We start from the raw sequence: 21,623 nt of genomic DNA, 5'->3' as shown, positions 1-21,623 counted from the left end.
GCAGTGGGCAGTGGGCAGTGGGCAGTGGGCAGTGGGCAGTGGGCAGTGGGCAGTGGGCAGTGGGCAGTGGGCAGTGGGCAGTGGGTGCGAGTAGCCGGATTCGCCAAGAATTCGGAAGGCCGATAGCTGATAGCTGATAGCTGATAGCTAGTGGCTAGTGGCTAGTGGCTAGTGGCTAGTGGCTAGTGGCTAGTGGCTTCTCATCATGGAATGAAATTGAGCAAGGCGGTGCGTTTGTGGTTGGCGGGGGCGGCGGCTTGCTTGGCGTTGCTCGTGTCGGTCTATGCGCTGTGGAAGCCGGCGACGACGGCAGGGGACCTGGTGTTCTTGCCACACGCCTGGGTCGTGTGGCTGGACGACCGGGGGGATTTTCGAACATTCGTGATGGCGGGCCTGGTGGCCGCGGTCCCTGCGGGCTGGTTGGGCACTCGGGAACTGGACCGAGTCCGAGTCACTGGGCTGCTGGTGATTCTGCTCGCTTTGCTGGGAATGGAAGTCGGCCAGCGTTGGATCCCAACTCGGGGATTCGGAACGGCTGACTTGCTGTACACGCTTGCGGGGGTCGCCTTTGTGGAGGCGGCGATCCGGTTGGTGAGGTGGACGGTTGGTGCTTGGACGGAAAGGCGAGCCCGATGCGATTCACTCCGCCGCTAACCGCCTGAAAGGTGGCTTGCTCGCACCGTGGTTGTTTTTGCGTCGTCAACTTGATTTCCTTTCTCTGTGTTCGCTCTACCATGGATGGGGGGGCGTTTTTCTCGCCTAAGGTTGTGCCGTTTGGGTTGGTGCTCCGCGAGATGCGAGATGCGAGTTGGATGTAGCCGGATTCGCCAAGAATTCGGAAGGGTGAGAGGCTAGGAGCTCGTGGTCTGTCAAAGTTAAAAGTGAAGGTTGATCGTAGTGGACGAGGCGACGAGTCCTTGGTTTTGACGCCAGTTCAGGACTCGTCGCCTCGTCCACTACCCTAAAAACAAGTCGTGACAGACCACTAGGAGCTAGTGGCTAGGAGCTTTCTTTGGTCGGTGCGTTGAAGGATTGAATGCGATGAAAAAACTACTGACACTTCTGTGCTTGCTCGCGGTCTGCGGTGAGTTTGGGTACTTGTTGCTCAAGGATCATCCGCACTGGCCCGAGATCGTCTGGACCCCTGCGCTGTGGACATCACCCGAGACGGGGGTTGCCGCGGATTCCGCCGAGTCGGTGGCTGCGGGGCAGTCGGTGCCAGGCAATCCGGCAGGACCGAGCCCGGCGTTGGATTCCGGTTTGGCGAATCCAGGTGTTCGTTCGTTCACACCTTCTGCCGGGGTGCCCTCCTCACGCGAGGATGTGGGACTGCCCGCGCGGATGGAAGAGGAAAGCGGTCGCCCGAAACCTGTCCGTTCGGAGTTGGCTGCCGGGGCAGAGGAGCCGCAGACAGAGCCGGAGGATTCCGTGTCGGAAACGCCGACATTGGCAGACCAATTGTTTGAGCCCACGGTGTCTTCCGTGTCCGCGGCCTCTGTGAAACCGGTCAACGAGCCTGTGTCGCTTGACCGGGCGTTCGCTTCTTTGGTGAGAGTCATTCAAACCGGCTCTGAAAGCGAAGCGGCCGGCGGACGTCGAGGAAGCGGGAACGGTCAAACCGGCGTTGGTGTCATTGTCGAGGTTGATTCAGAGGGCTTTCGAGTCTTGACGGCGGCACATGTGGTTGCGCAACTCGTCGACTTGGACGTGGAGCTGCTCGCATTCTTGGACGAGCCGACTGGCTTGGTGTCCGGGGGCACCGACGCTGAGCCGCGACGGTTTCGGTCGGTGGAGGTCATCGGGCAAGATCCTGGAAGAGACCTGGCGTTGTTGCAGGTGCACTGGCCGGTGGCGGAACCGGGGCGGATCGCTCAAGCGGTTTTCCATGCCGAGGTCGGCCGCGACTGGACAGACGCCGAGGTTTGGCTGGCCAATCTCAATGGCAGCGGCGGCGTGGAGCGGATCAGCGCGAGTGTGATCGATCAAAAACGTGCCCGCCGTGAGATCGAGGGGGCTCCCGTTGAATACCTGGTTCTGGATCAGGTCTCCGTGCCGGGGATGTCCGGCGGGGGGCTGTTTGCTGAGTCGGGCGAGTTGATTGGGATCATCAGTGGCAACGGGGGCGGTCGTTTGCACTGCATCGCCGGTCGTGAGATTCAGGTGTTTCTATCGGTAGTCAGGTCGGATTGAAGCGGCGGCCGCCATCGAAAGGCGTTCGCCACGGTTGTGCGCGGGAACCGTGGCTAACGCCAAACGGCTCACATACCCGAAGACACCTGCGTACCTGCTTAGACACTTACTTGGGTCTCCATTCGGGGCGTCGTTTTGTGGGACACGTGGAGGCGGCGGCCAGTGAGATGGTCAAAACGCCGGATTTTCTCGCGTCATTTCTAGCGAAGAGCTTGCAATCTGCGGTTCATATTGTTTTGCGTGCAAGGGAGGTTCAGTTTCCTTTAGGTGTTTCCGGCGAGGTAATGAGGCACCTCATTGTCCCCCCTCTTTTCGCGGTAGTGACCTCGCGTCTGAGCAATCGTCCGATATTACCTATCTTTCCAGTCTCCACCATTGCAACCTTCTGGGGGCGTGAATAGGATTTGTCGAGCATGGCGTCCCTGCGGAGGGGTTTGGCCGCGTAAGCCATCCGGCTCTGTTCTTTCTACCTTCCATTTTTTCGAGTGAAAAACGATGAAGAAAAATCGGTTCGCCAGTTCATCCCGCTATGGTGCGGTTTTGGCTGCGATTGCAGCGATTGCTACCTTGACGAACTCAGCAAACGCAGCGGTTTACTCGCAGATCCCTGCTGGGTCATTGGCCGGAGCCACTGGGCTGCAATCGCAATTCGACGCTGATCCGAATGTACTGGGAGATCTTTCAGACTTCGCAACGATCTTTGACAATTTCTCGTTTGGATCGAACTTGACCGTCACCAACTTTTCTTGGATTGGCGTGTACACGGACTCCCCTACAGGATTGGGGTCCACTGGTGCTGATTCGTTTACGGTAAGAGTCTACTCCGATGGTTTCAACGCGACCGAAGGTCGTGCTGAGCCGTCTACACTTTTAACGTCGAGCACTTTCACGCCAGGCGAAGCAAATGAGACGGCCATTGATTCCACGGTTTTCTCTTATTCCGCGGACTTTTCTCCTTTTGCGGTAACGGCAAATGAGCAGTATTGGTTTTCCGTGGTTGCAAACATGAACGCGGATGATGATCAATTGGACGAGTTCGATGTTCTGTTGCCCGTCAACGAATGGGGAGTTGTCATGAGTGGAATCGGAGATGGGGAGTCGATTCAGAACTTTCAAACCGCTGCCAATACGATCACGCCTTTCTTCGATGACTTTGATTATGCGTTTTCGGTCACGGCTGTGCCGGAGCCTGCCACCGGTTTGGCGTTGCTGATGTTTGGTGGCGGTGCAGCGGCCTACCGGCGTGTGCGTCGAAGCTCAAGGAAAAATGTCGCCAATGCGGCTGTTTGAGGACGAGTGAAAATTTGTCGATTTGTTTCAGCTGAGCTTGGTTTGCGTCGACTGATGAGATACACTCCAGTACCTAATTGAAGGAAAATGAGAGTCAGATGAATAAAAAACAGAAAATGACCTTTGCTGGTTTACTGGGTTGCAGTCTCGCAGTATGTGCTTTGCTGTCGGCTCGTCAGCCCGCTTCGGCTGAGTTGCAGGTTCAACCGCTTGTGGATTCGGCCGTCGTATCTGATGGCGAAACCATTGAAAATTGGGAATTCACGGCTCGTCGTGGTACTCGATGCCGGTATGTAGGTAGCAGTGTCAACCGATTTGTCGGCAACTGAAGATGTCCGATTCGAAGCGACTCTCTTGGTTTCGTCCGTTGAACGTTCGGGGCAATGTTGAGCTGAGACAAAGACGTCCATCCCGTCGGTCCATTTAATTTAGATCCGATTTGAAACGCTCAATCGTCATCAAGGACGACCGCATTTGATGTGGTCGTCTTTTTTTGTATCCCCACTTGGTTGGTAGATGAAAGCCTCTTCGTTTGAAGATCGCTCGGTGGCCTTGGCATGTCAGCGTGTGAGTGAATGGATCTTTTATGGTTGTGTCGCCATTGCGCCTTGGGCGTTTGGGTGCGTGGGCGCGACTCCGGAGTTCCTGTTGACGGCAGGAGTTTCGATGGCGCTGTTGGCCTACGGGGTGGGGAGTTTGGCGGATGGGCCGGTCCGCTGGAACGGAAGGCTTCCCTCGATCTTGGTGATGCTGGGATTGCTGGGGTTGGCCGCGGTCGCTGCGATCCACCAGTGGATTTTGCCGGCGGGTTTGATCCAGGTGCTTGCACCTGGCGTTTCGGAGTGGACGCAGTGGGATCTGCAGGAGGTGCTGTCCGTTTCATGGTTGCCGCGCTGGGATGTGGGGCAGCGGTTGTCGCTGTATCCGGCGGGCAGTTTCCAGGTGATGTTCCGGGTGCTGTTGCTGGTTGGGATCTTCGTCGTCGTTCAGAATTTCCGTTCGCCGCGAGCCTGCTTGCATCGCTTGAGCCTGGTGGCGGCGATCACGGGAACGATGCTGGCTCTGTTTGGTTTGGCGCAGCACTTCGGTTCCCACGATGGGCTGACCTATTGGACCTATGACATGGAGGGGGGCCTTGGGTTTGGTCCCTTCGTCAATCGGAACCACTACCCGTTTTTCCTGAACCTGTGTTTGGGGCTGACGATTGGATTGCTGGTGGAGCGGTTGTCAGTGATGGGCCGACATTGGTATCGGCTGCTGTTGACGGACCCGACCGTGGGATGGTTGCTGGTGGCCATCAGTTTCATGTTTGCCAGTTTGATCGCGTGTGGTTCTCGCGGCGGGGTGCTTTCCATCGTGGCGGGTGTGTCGATCGTCATGTTGCTCCGTCTGCGCGCCAGTAACGCGAGTCGAGGCGTGATGATGACGGGCTTGGTTGCTGTTCCGACCGTGTTGGTTTTGATCTGGGTCGGATTCGATTTCCGAGAATCTCGCCTGAACATGCTGGCGGAGGCGGACCGTTATGCGGAGGACGGGCGTTTTCATTTGTGGGCCTCGGCTCTGCAGAGTGTGCCGGATTTCCCTTGGTTAGGATCGGGGGGCGAAACGTACCGGTACTGGGACAATGTTTATCAGAGCGGTGACCCAGAATGGAACAATTGGAAATTGCGTTCACTTCGAGCGGACAATGAGTTCTTGGATGTTCTGTGTGAATATGGGGTGTTCGGCCTGTTGGCTTTGATCTTGCTCATTGGGCCAGCCTTGTGGTTGTCGGTCACCCAATGCCGTCGAGATGGATTGTCGGCAGGAGCAGCAATGGGAATCATTGCGGTCGTGGCACATAGCGGGGTGGACTTCGGTTTGCGAGTGCCTGCCACGGCTGTTTTAGCCATGGTCGTGCTCGGGCTTCTCAGTGGAGTGGGAACGCAATCGGGAGGAGCGCGGCAACGGTTGCGTGAGAGTCCGCAGAGATCCAAGTCAAGTTTCTCACGCAAGACCGTTTGGGGCGGGATTGCCGGGGTGGGAATGATCTTGATCGCGATCGGAGCCATTCAGTTCCGAAGTCGATATTTTTACTCGGATCGTTCCAAAGTGGCCGCCTTCGATGCATTGATATTGGAGCGTCCGGAGGCGGCATTTGAGTTGGCCTCCGCCGCTGTGGCGTTGACCCCCGAGGACATCGACATTCGGCTGGAGTTCGCAATGATTTGCGAGTTCATGTTGGATCCATCCCGTGATAGCTCGCTGCAATCCAAGCTGCGCGCCGCGATGGTTCGAAATAGTTTGGAGGCGTTGCAGGTGTGCCCGTTGGCGTGGCAGCCTTACGCTTGGTTGGCCAAGTACGGTCGCGCCACCGACCTGCAGACGGCCAGCGGGAATGTACCGGTGCCGGAAAACTGGAGGACACTCTGCTTGTTGCGAGCGCGACAGCTGCACCCGAGTGAGCCCGAGCTGGCGTACATCACCGGAGAGCGTTTGCTGAATGAGATCGGGTTGGACGCGGCCCTGCCGCACTGGCGAGATTCCTTGACTTACTCTCGCCACCGAATGGATGATATCTTGGAGAAGGTGGAAGGTCAGCTTGATGCGGAGCAGATGAAAACGCGGTTGATTCCTGATGATCCGGTGGTCATCTTCGCGGCGTCGTCGAAGTTGGACAACGAGGAAGACAAACGTCTGTTCCTGGATCATGCCTTGGAGTTGTTGGAGTTCCCGGAAAGGTCGAAGCGGGAGTTGACGTTCGGCGAGCGAGAAGATTGGCGATCGAAGGTTTTTGAGGCTCTCGATCAACCGGAAAAGGCGTTGCGTGCGTTGGACCGTTCCCTGAATGAGTTTCCTGAAAACATCGGGATGCGTTTGCGGCGAGTGAAGCTGTTGATGAAAGTCGGGAAGTTGGATCAGGCAACCAGCGAGGTGCGCATTTTGCTAACGCTGTCACCGGACAATGGGCAGGTGAAAGCGTTGCAAAAACAATTGTCCGAACGAAAGGCCCGCGAGTTGTAGTGCCTCGACGCGAGCCGCGTTGCGGTGTTGGCGAGAGCTGAGATTGCCGGATTGCAAAGTGAGCCTCGTTCCAACGCCGCTGAATCGTCGTGACTACAATGCCCGTGGAGCGTGTCTCCTCGGGTTTTTTTGGTTGTGTGGATCGTGTGTGCGGGGGCGTGGGATGGCAAATGGGATCGGATGTCGATGGGGTGGATGTGGGCGGGTTCTGGCTTGGATCGTTTTCCCGCTGTGCTTTGTCTTTCCGTGCCGCGCGGAGGCGTCGCTGACCCTGCACGTGAATTACTCGGGCGATGCCCAACTGGAGACGGCGTTTCAGACCGCTGCCAATACTTGGCAAGGGTTGCTGACCGGGTATCAAGACGGCTTCATTGAATATCGAACCGGTGGAAGTTCGGCCACGACCGGGCAGGTCCTGTCGGACATCTACATCGATGCGGCCACGTCATCCATCGATGGTGTGGGCGGGACGCTGGGGAGCGCCGGTTGGAACCAAGTTGCCAGAGATGCGTCGGACTATTGGCTGGCGACGGATGGGCAGATGACCTTTGACGAGGAGGACCTGTTCAGCTTGTCCGGCGATCAGTTGAACTCGTTGATTTTGCATGAGATGGGGCATGTCCTTGGGCTGGGGACCCTGTGGACACAAAATGATTTGGTGTCGGGATCCGAATTCATTGGCGTGGAGGCCACCGCCGTTTGGCAGTCCGAGTTTGGACAGACGGGGACCCCTGACATCGAAACGGAAGGTGGGGCTGGCACGGCAGGCGGGCACTGGAACGAAAACTTGAATGGGTCCGGCCTGACGGGAATCACGGACTCGTTGGGCCGCGATATGCGGGACGAGTTGATGACCGGATGGCTGAATCCGAATTCTTTCCTCAGTGAACTGACACTGGCTTCGTTCCGCGACATCGGGTTCACGACGGCGAACGCCACGGCGGTGCCGGAACCGGGCTCGCTGGTGTTGCTGTCGGCCCTTGGAATCGTCGTTGGAATCCGACGCCGGGCAGTGCAGCGTCGGATGTAGCCGGATTTACGACCTCGTAGCCGGATTCGCCAAGAATTCGGTTGCGAAAGAGCGAGGGCGTTCCGAGTTGTGTGAATTGGTCGACGCGTCGTTTTGAACCACGAAAGACACGAAGCACACGAAAGGTTGCGTTTGGTTTTTCGTGCCGTTCGTGTGTTTGGTGGTTGGCTCACCTATCACAACCCGATACGTGAGTGAGGGACCACCTCTCGTCGCTCGATTCGTCAGGAATACAGGTCGGTCTCTCGCTGACGCGTCGGGTTGGGATTTTGGTAGCCGGATTCGCCAAGAATTCGGTTGTTCGAGTTGCGTCGGTCGTAGCCGGATTCGCCAAGAATTCGGAGTGGGAAGATGGTGGTTCGGCCTTGCTGACGCGGCGGGTGGATGCAGGATCCGAATTCTTGGCGAATCCGGCTACGGTGCGAGGGGCTAGCAGCAAGCCGCGGTCGCGGCGTCGTTGAGTTAGAATGCGGGGATTCTTGCCTCGTGATGGGATTGGTTTGTGATGCGTTTTGGCGGTTGGGTTCGGTGTGGCCTGTTGGGTTGGATGGGCGTTGGAATGGGCGGTGTCGCGCGTGCCCAGGACGCTGGTGCCCAGGAAGCGGCCTCGGCGGTGAAGGTGGGGCCGGAGGTTTCGCTGGATGACGCGTCTTTGCTGACGCGGATTCGGGAGGGGATCGTTGTGCGGGCGGAACTTGGGAACGACGCGGGCGAGATGCAGGACTACCGAGAGACGATTCCGAAGTCGGGGGTGGAGTTTGATTTGGTCGCGATCCCGGGCGGCGAGTTTTTGATGGGCAGCCCGGAGGAGGAGGCAGACCGACTGGAAGATGAAGGGCCGCAGCGGCGGGTGAAGGTCTCGCCGTTTTGGATGGGCAAGCACGAGGTGACTTGGGATGAGTACGAGCCGTTCATGATGACGGAGGTCCGCCGCGAAAAGCATGGTGGATGGACGGACTTTGACCCGGCAACCCACGACGCAGTCGATGGGGTCAGTCAGCCGACGCCGCCCTACACCGAGATGAGCTTTGGGATGGGACAAGCGGGCTATCCCGCCGTCTGCATGACCCAGCACGCGGCCAACAAATACTGCCAGTGGCTGAGTGCCCAAACGGGACACTTCTATCGGCTGCCGACGGAAGCCGAATGGGAGTATGCCTGTCGGGCTGGCACGACGTCCGCGTACTCGTTCGGCGAGGGCGACTTGGACGAGTACGGTTGGTACTACGACAACAGCAATGACAAGTACCAGAAGGTGGGCACGAAGAAGCCGAACCCGTGGGGGCTGCATGACATGCACGGCAATGTGTCGGAGTGGACCGCGGACGCTTGTGGCGAGTCCTATCCGATGCCCGAAGAGGGCGGTGTGTTGATCAACCCTTGGACGGTGCCGGAGCGATTGTATCCGCGAGTGGTTCGTGGCGGCAGTTGGTTCGATGACCCGGACCGGTTGCGGTCAGCGGCACGGCTTGGCAGTTCCGAAGATTGGAAGCAGCAGGATCCGCAGTTGCCCAAGAGTCTGTGGTATCACACTGATGCGTCGTGGGTTGGGTTCCGTGTGGTCCGGCAGTTGGAGATTCCGACGGTGCAGGAGATGGATGCGCATTGGAACAGTGCGCGCGGGAAACGGTGAGCAGGTCGGCAGGAATGATCGGGCATCATCATGTGAGCCGTTTGGGCGTTAGCCCCGGTTGTACGAGGGAGCAACGACGCTTAGCGAAACAGTCCAAATGCCGAACGACTCCTGCCGACCTGCTTCGCATCGCGATGAAGTAGCCGGATTCGCCAAGAATTCGGAGGGGTGAGGTGAATGTTGGTTCCGGGCGATTGAAAAAGTGAAATTGTAAATTGACAATTTTAAACTGCGGATGAGCGTGGGGAGGCGTTGGTTGATTGGCGTTGCCAATCGTTCCAAGTCGGGCGGCGGATCCCGGGGTGGTCCCTCGCTCACGCGTTCGTGTTGTGATGTTGGTAGCTGGATTGTTGAGCTGGTTTTGCCCGACCTGTGTTTTGTCGTCTGGTACACTGGTTTGTAAGTTGATCCTGGTTTTGGGGTCGATCAAGATTTGTTTGGAGACTGCAAAAAATGACAACGACACTTCACCTGTCGCTTCCTGAATATGACTCCATGGTCCGTGTCGGAGCGTTTGATCAGATCGATCGAAAGGTCGAATTGATTCGAGGAGAATTGATCGAGATGAACCCCGCCGGCCCCATCCATGATGACTTGATCACCTACCTCACCAATTGGTCTGCTCGCGGCGTCGACCCTGCTCTGAGTCTGATCACATCGCAAACCGGATTGGACCTCCCTGAGGCCCAGTCTCGTCCCGAGCCTGATTTGATGTGGCTGCGAGCAGCCCGTTACCGCGACGCGCATCCGCGAGCAAGCGACGTGCAGCTGGCGATTGAAGTTGCGTTCACCAGCTTGGCTTACGACTTGGAAACCAAACGACGTTTGTATGCCGAATCGAACATGGTCGAGTACTGGATCGTCGACGCACAGGCCCAATGCATCCACGTCCATCGTCACCCGGTCCAAGGTGACTACCGAGATCGAAGTGTCCACGCACCCACAGACATGCTTTCGCCATTGATCCAGCCCTCCGCCAAGCTTGACTTAAACGATCTGTTCCTTGGCTAGAGGAGATCGTCGAAGAATTTTAGGCCAGGTAGGACTTTTCCTACTTGGTGCATGATGTCGCTGGGTTCGCCAGAATTCAGATGTGCGAAGTGGTTGGCGTCCGAATTCTGGCGGATGCGGGGACGGTGCGTGGTGCCTTGCTGACCGATTGCCGGATGGTGCCAGCCACTTTTGGCGGCATGGTCGACGACGGCCCCGTCCGGGGCGACATGGCGATTTCCGTGCGCGGTCTCGGGGCTTCCACCCCGAGCTATCGATGTCGGCCCCTCCGGGGCGAGTTGGGGCGAATGGCTCTGGAGGAGTCCGTGATGGGCGGCCTTGCTGTAGCCGGATTCGCCAGAATTCGGAGGGACGAGTGGGTGGGCGGTCCCTCGCTGACGCGTCGGGTTGTGATGTTGGTCGCTGGATTCGCCAGAATTCAGAGGTTGGAGTTGGTTGAGCGGGCGAGTTCGAGGCGAATGCGATGGCGGTGGTTTGCGTGCCGGAGTGCCAGCCACTTTGGGCGGCATGGTCGACGACGGCCCCGTCCGGGGCGACATGGCGATGTCCGCGCGCGGTCTCGGGGCTTCCGCCCCGAGCTATCGATGTCGGCCCCTCCGGGGCGAGTTGGGATGCGTGGCTCCGGAGGAGTCCGCGATGGGCGGCCTTGCTGACGTCGATGTAGCTAAATTCGCCAGAATTCAGAGGGACGAGTGGGTGGGCGGTCCCTCGCTGACGCATTCGGGTTGTGATGTTGGTCGGCGGATTCGGCAGAATTCAGAGGTGCGAAGTGGTTGGCGTCCGAATTCTGGCGAATCCGGCTACGGGAGGGGCGACGGGAATGGTGACGTGCTTCAGACGTCTTCGTCGTCCTCGTACTCTTCTTCGTCGTAGTACTCTTCTTCCTCTTCCTCGTCTTCGTACTCCTCTTCCGCTTCGGTTTGCGAGGCCGCAGTGGGGGCGGCGGTGGCGGTGGCCGCGGCGGTGTCGTCGGTGATGCCTTGCATCGCGTTCCACTGTTCCATCGTCAGCAAGACTTCGCGTGACTTGGACCCGTTGTACTGGCCGACGATGCCGTCTTCGGCCATGTAGTCAACCAACCGCGCGGCTCGCCCATAGCCAATCCCGAGGCAACGCTGGATCAGCGACAGCGACCCGCGGCCTTCGCGAATCACGACTTCGATGGCGGACTCGTACAACTCGTCTCGCTTGCGAAGTTTGTCGACGTCCATCTCGGATGCGTCGCCTTCTTCGTCGTTGATCTTCAAGTTCATCAGCTCGCCGACGAATTGCTGTTCGCCGCCGCTGCTGCAGTGGTCGCAGACGCGATCGATCTCGGCGTCGGAAAGGTAAGTCCCCTGCCCCCGAATCAGCGTGCTGGTTCCCGGCCAGAGGAACAGCATGTCCCCGTTGCCGAGCAGTTTGTCGGCACCGTTCTCGTCGAGCACCACGCGGCTGTCCGTTTTGCTGGCGACCTGGAAACTCAGACGCGCGGGCAAGTTCGATTTGATCAAGCCCGTGATGACGTCCACGGTTGGCTTTTGCGTTGCCAGGATCAAGTGGATTCCAACCGCACGGCTCTTTTGAGCCAAGCGGATGATGTGCGTTTCGACTTCCTTGCCGGCCGTCATCATTAAGTCGGCCATCTCGTCGGCGATGATGACGATGAAGGGAAGCTTGTCCGGCACGTCGGTGTTCTCGTCGTCTTCATCAACTTCCAAGCGCCGCAGGACTTCTTCCCGGCCCAGGTCATTGAAGCTGTTGATGTGACGCACACCGGCTTTGGCGAGCAGCGAGTAACGCTCTTCCATCTTTTCGACGGCCCAGCCGAGAATCGCTTCGGCCTTCTTCATGTCCGTGATCACGGGGTGCATCAAGTGAGGCAAGCGGCCGTAACCGGAAAGCTCGACCATCTTGGGGTCGATCATCAACAAGCGGACTTCGTCGGGCCGGCAGCACATCAGGATGCTGGTGATGATCGCGTTCAAGCAGACCGATTTACCGGTACCGGTTCGACCGGCGATCAACAGGTGAGGCATCTTGGCCAAGTCGACTGGCATCGGTTCTCCCGAAACGTCTTTGCCCAAGAAGACTGGGATGTTCATCTTCGAGATCCGCGAATCGGATTCTTCGATCACATCGCGAAGCCGAACGACTTGTCGAATTTCGTTGGGGACTTCGATGCCGACGGTGTTCTTGCCGGGGATTGGGGCGACGACGCGAACGCTGGGGACTCGCAGGGCGATGGCGAGGTCATCGGCGAGCGCGGTGATTTTGTTCAGCCGCAGGCCGCTCTCGAGTTCCAGTTCGTACTGGGCGATGACCGGACCGATTTCGACGTTGGTGACGGTGACATTGAAGCCAAAGCTGCGAATGGTTTGCTGCAGCATCGCGCTCTTCTGCAGCGCCTCCGCGTGCTGTTCTTCGTAGTCAAATCCGTCGCTGCCTTCGAGCAGTTCCAGACTGGGCAAGTGGTACTGCGAGATGCCCTCGGGGGCCCCTTCCTGGACCGAGTCGTAGAGTTCTTGCTTGGCGTCTCGCTGCTTGGGCATCTTGATCGTCGGCGCGGGGGATTCCTCGTGCGCGGAATCATTGCGCAGGGTTGTCGTTTCGCCTTCGATTTCGAGTTCACGGGTGGGAGATTCTTCTTCCTCTTCCCATTCCTCGTATTCGTACTCGTATTCTTCTTCCTCGGTGGCGTCCTTGGACTTCGTGAGGCTGGCGCCAATCCCGGCTGCAGCGGCCAGTCCGGCGGCGCCGAGCTTGGCGGCTTTGGCGAGCCCGTTGGCGGGAGCGGCTTCTTCAGCGGCTTCGGCTTCCTCAGCCACGGCTTCGCGTTCTTTGGGTTTGCGCACCCGGATCGTGGGGCCGGTTTCGGCGGGCTCGGCTGGGTCGATGCGACCGCCGTTGGGATCCAGCGACGCGTCGGATTCGTCCCCGTCGATCAGGATCGGCCCGTCCAGGTCGCTGAACGGTTGGCGGCGCCGGCGGAGTGTGACCGGCATGGCCTGGGCGGCTTTGGCGAACCCACGACGAGAGGCCTTGGCCCCGCCGACAACCACGGTTCGACCTGCGTAGACCAGCATGTAGTCCGTCGTCAGCAACAACCCGACCGCCAGCACTGTCAGCGTCAAAATCCAAGAGCCGACGGGATGGAAGTGTTGCAGCAAGAAGGCGGACGTCATCGCGCCGAGGTAGCCCCCGTTGCCGATGACAGGCATGCCGCCCAGTTCAATGTCCGTCATGGCGGCCGCGGTGGTCACGGCCAGCAACGTGATGCAGCCGCCGAGGGACCGCAGCACGGGCGCGTTCATGTGGCCGCGAATCAGGAGTGCAGTCGAGATGCCGCCGCCGGCCGAGATCACCAGGGCGGATCCGATTCCGACGGCGCTGAGCAACATCGATGAAATCAGGGCGCCCAGCGAGCCGCAGGCGTTTTGCACGATTTCGTTGGCGGGATAGACGGCCACATCCGGCGTGAAGAATTGGTCGAGTGGCCAGACTGGGGTGGGAACCGGGTCGGCGGGGTCGTGTGTCATCACCGAGACCAATGTCAACAACGTCGCCGCGACCAGCAGGAGAGCTGGGATATCACGTCGAATGTCCACCGCGCGAGGCGGGGCGGATTCTTGCGATTCGGCGTTGGCGGCACTGGCCGTCGTCGTGGACATGGCGTTGAGTTGGAAAAGGCCGGAAAGTAGCTGGATTCGCCAGAATTCAGGGATTTGCGTTCGTTTGAGGTCCGAATCCGGTGACGCGAGGCGACAACTTGGGCGCATCTACCCTCTTTCGTCGTCAGTCGGGCAAGGTGCCCTACAACTCGACCGCAGCGAGCGTCATAATCGCTCGTTTTCCCCATCGCATCACATTTGGATGCCCACGGCCTCGTGGGAACGAAAACGGCATGTTTGACGACAAAATCGGCGACCTCGGAGTGACCTTCGACGATGTCCTGTTGCAACCTCGATACAGCGAGGTCGTGCCCAGCGAGGTGGACGTCAGCAGTCAGATGACCCAGCGAATCCGCCTGCAAATCCCGCTGATCTCGTCGCCGATGGACACGGTGACCGAGTCCGAGATGGCGATTGCCCTGGCAAAAGAGGGCGGTTTGGGCATTGTGCACAAGAATCTGTCGGTTCGACGACAGACCGAAGAGGTGCTGAAGGTCAAACGCTCGGCCAACGGGATCATCGTCAATCCGGTGACCCTGAATCCCGCTCAAAAGGTCAGCGCGGCGGCGGAGCTGATGGACCGAGCGAACGTCTCGGGGATCCCGATTGTGCAGGACGACCGCACCTTGGCAGGAATTTTAACGCGGCGGGACCTGCGGTTCTTGGAAGACCCCGACATGCCCATTTCCCAGGTAATGACGCGTCAAAACTTGGTCACGGCGGTTGGGAATGTAACGCTTGCGCAAGCTGAGAAGATTTTAACGGAAAAAAGGGTCGAGAAACTTCTCCTGATTGACGAAGAAAGAAAACTGACGGGGTTAATCACGATTCGCGACATCGACATGATGAAGCGTTACCCGCGGGCCTGCAAAGACCCGCAGGGACGTCTTCGGGTCGGAGCCGCGATTGGTGTGGGTGACTATGAACGAGCGGAAAGCTTGATCGGCAAAGGTGTCGACGTGCTGGTGGTCGACTCGGCTCATGGACACAGCCGGAATGTGATTGAGACCGTCCGAGAGATTAAGCAGAACAAGTCATGGGACATTGATGTCGTGGCGGGGAACGTCGCAACGGCCGAGGGCGCAGCAGATTTGATTGCGGCCGGGGCTGACGCGGTGAAGGTTGGCATCGGTCCGGGATCGATTTGCACCACACGGGTGATCAGTGGCATTGGAGTGCCTCAGGTCACCGCGATTTTAAGTGCGGTGAAGGTCGCTCAAGAGAAGAACATTCCTGTCATTGCGGACGGAGGAATCCGTTTTAGCGGTGACATCACCAAAGCAATCGCCGCTGGGGCGAGCACCGTGATGATCGGCAGTTTGTTTGCTGGTTTGGCGGAGAGTCCTGGCAAGATGATTTTGTACCAAGGTCGTACCTTCAAGGCGTACCGTGGGATGGGATCGATGGGTGCGATGGTGAAGGGAAGCAGTGATCGGTATCGCCAAAAAGGCACCGAGGCGGGCAAGCTTGTCCCCGAAGGTGTCGAAGGACGCGTGCCGTTCAAAGGCCCGCTCAGCGATTACGCCTACCAGTTGGTCGGTGGTTTGCGTGCGGGCATGGGATATGTCGGTACACGGACGATCGAAGAACTCCGCCGCGACGCGAAATTCATTCGCGTGTCGGCCGCTACGGTGAGGGAGAACCACCCGCATGACATTGCGATCACACAAGAAGCGCCCAACTACAGTCCCGATGTTCATTCGGGCGACGCCAGTTGAGGCAGACGTTCCGACGACCCATCGCCTGAGCCCATTGCCAGGTCGATTGGTCCGCCGACGATGGCTGGCCGGATGCATTGCCGCTGGGCTCAGCGTCGGTGCTCTTTCCGCCAGCTCGGCGGTGATGGCCCAAGACAGCTTTGGGCCCACCCGCGTGGACTCGCCCACGCATCCTCTGTCGGCGAACACCTCGCCGGCTCCGGTGCAACCGGTTGGTCAGCCCATCCCGCGGATGCGAACCGCGGATTTGATGCAGGCTCAACCGAATCCGCCCGCTGCGTCGCAAGCATCGCCGATGCGTCGTCCCGGTTGGGATCTGCAATGGCGCAAGAGCCCGCAGGTCGCCTCGGAAGAAGCCGCTCGGATCAGCGACGCTGCCTTCCATGAGGCAACGCCCCAGCAACACGAGACCTCGTTCCAGCAATCGGTCGCTCACGCTCAACCGCTGCAGCCAGCCACTGCACCGCAAGTTGCCGCACCGCAAGTTGCCACACCGCAGGCCAACCAAGCCGGTTCGGCCGTTGTGATGGTCTCGGGAACGAGCCGCCGCAACCAGGGTGCTGCTTCCACCTCGATCCATCCCGCTGCATTCTTGCAGCAACCTGGGTCAGGGTTTGGATTGCCCGAGTTCGACGCTGCACCGCCAGCCGACGCGCAACCGATCTCGCCTCCCTCGTCCAGTGGCTTTGGTGTGCCCGGCGACAATGGTGCTGCCAGCGGAAGTGGAAGCCGTCCGAATTGGAACGCCAACCCGTTCCGTGATGAATTGGGAGCGAACCCGAACGCAGCCCCTGGCAATGGGCTCAACTCGCCCGTCGAAATGGTGCCACCTGGATTGGAAGCGTTGCCCGCTCCGGGATTGGATTCACCCAATGTGACACCGGATACGTTTGGACAACCCGACGCATTGGGGCAACCGGATGCCGGGCCATCGATTCGCGACATGTTGCAAGACGAAACGAATCTGCCGCAGCAACCACAGCCGTCGGAGCCCGAAACTCTGGAGTCTCCTTCGGACCGGTTTGAATCCAATCCGTTTGACCGTCGCGACCAAGAATCGAAGGCACGCGATGAGCTGGATCGCCTGGAGTTGGAAGCTCAAGACCGAGGCCGTTTGCGACCGCAGGCTGACCGCGATGACGCACCGATCATGAACGACGATGGGCCGATCCGTCGTGCCGCTGGATTGTCTTGTGACGACTTCCGTTCGCGGATCGCCGCACAAACGATCGATCAGGTTTCGCTGGACATCAGCCCGCCGTATCGTCCTGACGTGATCGATGAAGGCGAATACGTGAAGCTGAAAGAACGCTTTGACGAGCGTCAAGAATCACGGGTCTGGCGAAGCATCGATGGGCGTCCGATGGGCACCGGTCGCTTGGTCGATCTGGCGTATGAAAATGCTGTGATCGTGACGGAGTTCGGATCTCGTGAAGAGTTGCCGATCAACCGCTTGAGCGAAGCGGACTTGGGATTCATTTCCGAGAACTGGGGATTGCCGACGGAGTGCTTGTTGGAACAAGTCGCGTTCACACCGCGTCGTTGGAAACCGACGACCGTGGTCTGGGCCGCGTCGAACTTGTGTCACAAACCGTTGTACTTCGAAGAGGTCAACCTGGAACGCTACGGTCACACCGCGGGTCCCGTGTTGCAACCGGTTTTGTCATCGGCTCACTTCTTCGCGAACATCGCGGTGCTGCCGTACAAGATGGGTGTGCACTCGCCGCATGAATGCCAGTATGCGTTGGGTTATTACCGTCCCGGCAACTGTGCCCCGTGGATCATCCCACCGGTGCCGTTGAGCCTGAGGGGAGCTTGGTACCAAGCCGCCGCGGTCACCGGCACGGCACTCTTGGTTCCTTGATCCAAAGTCACCCGTCGTACCTGGATTCGCCAGAATTCAGAGGCTCGAGATGTAGGCCAGGTTCTACCTGGCGGGGTGATTGGACGGACATCGCTGAGCGGTCTCGGGGCTGACGCCCCGAGCTACCGATGACGGCCCCTCCGGGGCGAATTGGGGCGAATGGCGAGCCGGATGGTGCCAGCCACTTTGGGCGGCATCGTCGACGACGGCCCCGTCCGGGGCGACATGGCGATGTCCGTGCGCGGTCTCGGGGCTGACGCCCCGAGCTATCGATGACGGCCCCTCCGGGGCGAGTTGGGATGCGTGGCTCTGGAGGAGTCCGCGATGGGCGGCCTGGCTGTCGCTGGATTCGCCAAGAATTCAGAGGTGCGAAGCGGTTGAGATCCGAATTCTGGCGAATCCGGCTACAACTGCAGGGAATCTGGCGGCAGTCGGAAATGTTCTGTGCGTTTCGTTATAACGATGCGTATGAACACCACGTCCAAGAGCGATTCGGTGCCGGTTCCCGTGGAGTCGGTGGCGGACATGATCGAACGCCTCGGAGAACCTCCCGAGGACATCTGGGATCATTTGGTCGCCGCGGCGGAAACCTCGTTTCCATCCATGCAGGCTTCCTCTCCATCGAGCGATTCGATTCGCTCGCCCAACCATGTGTTTTGGCAATCGCATGGCGTGGATGCTCACGGGGAATTGATCCGCTTGTCGGAAGGTGACTCCGCGACCGAGGCTGCATCGGCGACCGATCCGATTGTCTTGGATTCAGCCGACGATGCGTTGGTGGGAATGGTCGAACGGAACGAATCGGCTGAGCTTGCGAGTTCTGGTTCGAGACCCAAGAAGACATCCACGTCCAAGCCAATTTGGGTCGGTGTGCTCGCCGCGATGGCCTTGCTCGCGGCAGCATTCCTGTGGTGGCCGAGTTCCGATTCTGAGTTGGCTCCAACGTCTGATGGTTCCGGTGGCAACGTGGCTCCGTCCAGCTCCAATGCGAACGTGTTTGCACCGGGCATCCTGGAGACGACCGAGGAGTCCGCGTTGGAACTGGGCACGCTGGTGGACGCGGCACCGTCGGATGTGTCTGCCGAAACGAGTGTTGATCCGAGTGGCATCGAGATGAGTGCCGCTGAGATTGTGGGAGCGAACTCGGTCGTCCGACCTTCGACCGGGCAACCCGCAACCGAAGAGGCGAACGGGATGACTTCGTCGGCGTTTTCGTTGGACGATCTGGTTCCCGCGCCGGTCGCGACGGAGTCTTCCGGAGGCGACGATGTTGGCGAGGTTGACGAATCCATGGCCGGCGAATTGTTGGCGTCTGAAGGCACCGGCCCCGCGTCGTTTGGTGGCGGTGAAGAAGCGGACGTGATGAGCGATGGTGACACGGACGACATGGACTCGGACGCGGTGACTGGATCCACCGAGGAGTCCACGGCGGCGGATTCGCAAACGATCTTCGTTTCGTTGCCGACGCTTGCAGAGACTGAATCAGAACAAGGTGACCGTGACCAATGGCCGGTCTCTTCTTGGGCAAACGCGAGGTTGGTTTTTCCTGACAAGCGACTCGAGTTCTCGGTCTCTGGTGGGACGCCCGACAGCGGTTCGGTAGTGAGGTCGTCGGATCAAACCGCAATCGCCAACTTGCGAATCGATGCCGACGAGAATGCAACGCGGTGGGAGTGGTTGCCGGGGGCGTTGGATGCGGATCGCAAGGCATTGCTTCACGGCCGAGTGGAGCTTGCCGGGGGCCAGCGAGTTTATTTGCGGCCGAGTTTGCGAGGGGACGCGATCGGCATCGATTTGGCGGATCGAGATGGGAAGATGAAGTGGGATTTGGCCGCACCGCCCGAACCCAAAGGAGCCCGGTTGAGCATGGATTTGGTGGTCCCCGAGGGAGTTGATGTCGGCTGGATCGAACCGATTGAAAACGAGTCACCACGCAAGGTGCGTGGCATCGCGGTGTTGAGCCAACAAGATTCGGAATCGGTGGCGGTGGTGGTTCGTGTCGACGTCCAAACGACGCGGATGATGACGGTCCGAGTCCGGTTTGGGGCGAGGTTGGATCCATCGATGCCATGGCAATGGACGGACCGCGAGGACGTCTCGCAAACGTTGGCCGTGGTGACTCGGCAAATGGAACTGGCGGACCGGAGGCACGCTGAACTGGATTCGGCCATCTCTCGAGCCGAAAGTTCACGGGCGCGTCGTTTGGAGGCTCGCTTGGAACAGCAGTTGGACCAACTCGAGAATCAGCAGAAGAGCTTGAAGATGTTTGCCGAACGTTTGGCGGAATTGGATCAGTTGATCGCGATGCTCGCGGGGCAAGCGAGTCTCGAAGCCGAGTTGTTTGTTTCTTGGCCCGATGATGAACAGCCGATTTTGCAACTGACGTCCGCCGATGGCTGATTTCCTGGATTCGCCAAGGATTCAGTTTGGTCCCTCGCTGACGCGTCGGGTTGTGATGTTGGTAGCCGGATTCGCCAAGAATTCGGATGTTTGAGATGTAGGCCAGGTTGTACCTGGCTGGGTGATTGGACGGACATCGCTGAGTCTTGCGTGATCGGCTGGACGCCTCGCTTTGTTCCAAAGCATCGGTTGGGTGCCAGGTGATAACCTGGCCTACGTTGGTGGATTCGCCAGGATTCAGATGTGTCCCTCGCTGACCGGCTTGTTGATTGACTCGAGTTCACAACCCGACGCGTGAGCGAGGGACCCACCGGCTCATTGCAATGGCACGCGATCCCTCGCGAACGCTTCGGGTTAGGATTCAATCCACAGGCCGTCACGCGTTGGGGGTCCATTTCGACGGGTTTGGAAGCCCATCGTACGGGGCACGAACCGGGGATCGTTCGGCGACGGGACGACAAACATCTGTCGTCGCTCCGCGACTGGAGGTGTGTCCGGGTGATTGAACAACCGCGGAGCGGTGACAGTTGTCAGCCTCGGGTTTTAAACCCGAGGTCTCGAGCGTCACTCCCTTGACTCGGCAAGCCGCGGAGCGGCGACAGGTGAGCTGGGGGATGGATTGAAAAAGTAAAATTGTAAATTGTAAATTGCAAAATCCGGGTGGCTGTGGCGAGGACGGGACGCGAACCGGAGGAGCATTCGGCGGCAATCACCGCCCCGGACGGGGCCGGCGTGGGGCACGCCGCGTGGGCCTCGCGGACCGGCTTGTTGATTGACTCGAGTTCACAACCCGACGCGTGAGCGAGGGACCCACCGGCTCGTTGCAATGGCACGCGATCCCTCGCTCACGCGTCGGGTTAGGATTCAATCCACAGGCCGTCACGCATCGGGTTGCGAATCCGGCTACGGGAGATGCGAATCCGGGGACGGGGCATTCACTCGGATTCGGTGTCTGGAATCCCGAGAGACCGGCCTTCTTCTGAACTGGCTTCGTCGGCGTTTTCAGCTTCCGCGGCTTCGTCCTTGTCCCGCTCGCCTCGCTTGCTTCTTCGCGAACGACGTTCGGTGGGCGGTGGTGTTTCGCCGTAGACGCGATCAGTCGTGATCTGGATCGATTCGGCTTTGACTTTTGTGTCATCCGGCGGTTGGTAGAAGCCTCGCACGTCGACGGCGTCACCGGGTTGGGCGAGCGACAGATTGTTGACGCGAAGCTGCAGTTCCAGGTCCGGTGATGTCATCGTTTGCACCGGAACATTGCCCGCCCGCAGAGCCACGCCGCCTTGCGGGTTGAGAGCCATCAAGTTGCCGACCACGGTCACGGGGCCGGTCGGTGGCCCTGCGTTGCCACGTTGCGGTGGGTTGCTGGGGTGAACGCCCGGTTGAAACTTTTCGCGTTCGCGGCCTTTGAGCAACTTCACGTTGACGGGGGCGAACAGTTCGAGCTTGCTGACTGGTTCCAACGGGGCGCCGGTCGGTCCCAGGTTGGCTTGGAAGCGAACCAACATTCCGGGACGCAAGTAGGCCGGCAAGGCTTTCGCGATGAAGGTCAGCTGCGAGACCGAGTCAGGGGTTTGCACCATGACTTCGGTGCCGTCTTCCCGCTCGATCGTCAGGATCATGCCGCGGTAGGAAACCAGTTTGCCGCGGAACGAGGTGACTTCGTTGGCGCCACCCGCTGCGGCGTTGTTGCCGAAACCCTGGGCGGTCACTGCCGCGGGCGAAACGACGAGCAATCCGAAACAGATCCACAGGCCGCCAACGAATCGTTGGACGGCCGGTCGGAAAGAAAGCGGGGACTCAAACAGCGACATGGGTTGCCTCAGGTGGGAGGGAG

At 59.3% G+C, this 21,623-nt stretch carries 14 protein-coding genes and 2 pseudogenes; 11 read left to right on the top strand and 5 right to left on the bottom strand.

What is annotated here, in order from left to right; genetic code table 11:
* Nucleotides 1–210 precede the first annotated feature (210 nt).
* The 8 genes from RISK_RS05785 (at nucleotide 211) to RISK_RS05745 (ending at nucleotide 10,157) form a co-directional block, all read left to right on the top strand.
* Nucleotides 211–654 carry a hypothetical protein gene (locus RISK_RS05785; RefSeq protein WP_047813316.1) on the top strand — a complete coding sequence of 148 codons (444 nt, stop codon included), beginning with the start codon at nucleotides 211–213 and terminating at the stop codon, nucleotides 652–654.
* Between the two features lie 387 nt (nucleotides 655–1,041).
* Complete coding sequence (locus RISK_RS05780; RefSeq protein ID WP_047813315.1) at nucleotides 1,042–2,190, top strand: S1 family peptidase; 1,149 nt, start codon at nucleotides 1,042–1,044, stop codon at nucleotides 2,188–2,190.
* Between the two features lie 726 nt (nucleotides 2,191–2,916).
* A complete protein-coding gene (locus RISK_RS05770) occupies nucleotides 2,917–3,480 on the top strand; it encodes a PEP-CTERM sorting domain-containing protein (RefSeq protein ID WP_160311401.1) in 564 nt (187 codons plus the stop codon).
* A gap of 98 nt (nucleotides 3,481–3,578) precedes the next feature.
* Nucleotides 3,579–3,809: a hypothetical protein gene (locus tag RISK_RS31380; RefSeq protein ID WP_150122495.1), complete on the top strand. Its 231-nt coding sequence runs from the start codon at nucleotides 3,579–3,581 to the stop codon at nucleotides 3,807–3,809.
* A gap of 187 nt (nucleotides 3,810–3,996) precedes the next feature.
* Entirely contained in the window at nucleotides 3,997–6,483 is a 2,487-nt protein-coding gene (locus RISK_RS05760; RefSeq protein WP_047813311.1) for an O-antigen ligase family protein, read from the top strand.
* Between the two features lie 277 nt (nucleotides 6,484–6,760).
* Nucleotides 6,761–7,513 (top strand): leishmanolysin-related zinc metalloendopeptidase, encoded by a 753-nt coding sequence (locus RISK_RS05755; RefSeq protein WP_236696062.1) that lies wholly within the window; start codon nucleotides 6,761–6,763, stop codon nucleotides 7,511–7,513.
* 559 nt (nucleotides 7,514–8,072) lie between these two features.
* Nucleotides 8,073–9,146 (top strand): formylglycine-generating enzyme family protein, encoded by a 1,074-nt coding sequence (locus tag RISK_RS05750; protein ID WP_236696061.1) that lies wholly within the window; start codon nucleotides 8,073–8,075, stop codon nucleotides 9,144–9,146.
* 453 nt (nucleotides 9,147–9,599) lie between these two features.
* The gene (locus RISK_RS05745) at nucleotides 9,600–10,157 is read left to right on the top strand and encodes a Uma2 family endonuclease (RefSeq protein WP_047813309.1); all 558 of its coding nucleotides are present in this window, start codon (nucleotides 9,600–9,602) and stop codon (nucleotides 10,155–10,157) included.
* A gap of 833 nt (nucleotides 10,158–10,990) precedes the next feature.
* Here RISK_RS05745 and RISK_RS05735 read toward each other — a convergent pair.
* Nucleotides 10,991–13,807 carry an FtsK/SpoIIIE family DNA translocase gene (locus RISK_RS05735; protein WP_047813307.1) on the bottom strand — a complete coding sequence of 939 codons (2,817 nt, stop codon included), beginning with the start codon at nucleotides 13,805–13,807 and terminating at the stop codon, nucleotides 10,991–10,993.
* Between the two features lie 233 nt (nucleotides 13,808–14,040).
* Here RISK_RS05735 and guaB point away from each other — a divergent pair, with 233 nt between their 5' ends.
* Both guaB and RISK_RS05725 read left to right on the top strand, forming a co-directional pair.
* On the top strand, nucleotides 14,041–15,525 hold the full coding sequence (gene guaB / locus RISK_RS05730; protein WP_047813337.1) for an IMP dehydrogenase: 1,485 nt from the start codon (nucleotides 14,041–14,043) through the stop codon (nucleotides 15,523–15,525).
* Nucleotides 15,500–17,389: a hypothetical protein gene (locus RISK_RS05725; RefSeq protein WP_047813306.1), complete on the top strand. Its 1,890-nt coding sequence runs from the start codon at nucleotides 15,500–15,502 to the stop codon at nucleotides 17,387–17,389. The genes guaB and RISK_RS05725 overlap by 26 nt, the downstream gene beginning before the upstream one ends.
* A 7-nt stretch (nucleotides 17,390–17,396) precedes the next feature.
* On the opposite strand, the gene RISK_RS33520 is transcribed toward RISK_RS05725, so the two are convergent.
* Complete coding sequence (locus RISK_RS33520) at nucleotides 17,397–17,519, bottom strand: DUF1589 domain-containing protein (RefSeq protein ID WP_390173922.1); 123 nt, start codon at nucleotides 17,517–17,519, stop codon at nucleotides 17,397–17,399.
* A gap of 338 nt (nucleotides 17,520–17,857) precedes the next feature.
* Between RISK_RS33520 and RISK_RS05720 the strand changes: the two genes are divergently transcribed.
* Nucleotides 17,858–19,789 (top strand): hypothetical protein, encoded by a 1,932-nt coding sequence (locus RISK_RS05720; RefSeq protein WP_047813305.1) that lies wholly within the window; start codon nucleotides 17,858–17,860, stop codon nucleotides 19,787–19,789.
* Nucleotides 19,790–19,810: 21 nt separating this feature from the next.
* Here the strand turns inward: RISK_RS05720 and RISK_RS33515 are convergent.
* From RISK_RS33515 to RISK_RS05715, 3 genes and pseudogenes are all read right to left on the bottom strand, one after another.
* Nucleotides 19,811–19,930 (bottom strand): annotated as a pseudogene (locus tag RISK_RS33515) (hypothetical protein); the annotation flags it as partial.
* Nucleotides 19,915–20,016: pseudogene (locus tag RISK_RS33510) on the bottom strand (DUF1589 domain-containing protein); the annotation flags it as partial. The pseudogenes RISK_RS33515 and RISK_RS33510, both read right to left, overlap by 16 nt.
* Nucleotides 20,017–20,724: 708 nt before the next feature.
* Nucleotides 20,725–21,600 (bottom strand): hypothetical protein, encoded by an 876-nt coding sequence (locus RISK_RS05715; RefSeq protein WP_047813304.1) that lies wholly within the window; start codon nucleotides 21,598–21,600, stop codon nucleotides 20,725–20,727.
* Between the last annotated feature and the right edge of the window lie 23 nt (nucleotides 21,601–21,623).

The sequence above is a fragment of the Rhodopirellula islandica genome, from assembly GCF_001027925.1.
Taxonomy (GTDB): Bacteria; Planctomycetota; Planctomycetia; order Pirellulales; family Pirellulaceae; genus Rhodopirellula; species Rhodopirellula islandica.
This window is presented reverse-complemented; position numbering and strand designations above follow the sequence as displayed.

Excerpts from the sequence above, each read along its gene's own strand:
- RISK_RS05785 (WP_047813316.1), top strand. The coding sequence starts at position 211 with ATGAAATTGAGCAAGGCGGTGCGTTTGTGGTTGGCGGGGGCGGCGGCT.
- RISK_RS05780 (WP_047813315.1), top strand. The coding sequence starts at position 1,042 with ATGAAAAAACTACTGACACTTCTGTGCTTGCTCGCGGTCTGCGGTGAG.
- RISK_RS31380 (WP_150122495.1), top strand. The coding sequence starts at position 3,579 with ATGAATAAAAAACAGAAAATGACCTTTGCTGGTTTACTGGGTTGCAGT.
- RISK_RS05760 (WP_047813311.1), top strand. The coding sequence starts at position 3,997 with ATGAAAGCCTCTTCGTTTGAAGATCGCTCGGTGGCCTTGGCATGTCAG.
- RISK_RS05750 (WP_236696061.1), top strand. The coding sequence starts at position 8,073 with ATGGGCGGTGTCGCGCGTGCCCAGGACGCTGGTGCCCAGGAAGCGGCC.
- RISK_RS05745 (WP_047813309.1), top strand. The coding sequence starts at position 9,600 with ATGACAACGACACTTCACCTGTCGCTTCCTGAATATGACTCCATGGTC.
- RISK_RS05735 (WP_047813307.1), bottom strand. The coding sequence starts at position 13,807 with ATGTCCACGACGACGGCCAGTGCCGCCAACGCCGAATCGCAAGAATCC.
- guaB (WP_047813337.1), top strand. The coding sequence starts at position 14,041 with ATGTTTGACGACAAAATCGGCGACCTCGGAGTGACCTTCGACGATGTC.
- RISK_RS05725 (WP_047813306.1), top strand. The coding sequence starts at position 15,500 with ATGTTCATTCGGGCGACGCCAGTTGAGGCAGACGTTCCGACGACCCAT.
- RISK_RS05720 (WP_047813305.1), top strand. The coding sequence starts at position 17,858 with ATGAACACCACGTCCAAGAGCGATTCGGTGCCGGTTCCCGTGGAGTCG.
- RISK_RS05715 (WP_047813304.1), bottom strand. The coding sequence starts at position 21,600 with ATGTCGCTGTTTGAGTCCCCGCTTTCTTTCCGACCGGCCGTCCAACGA.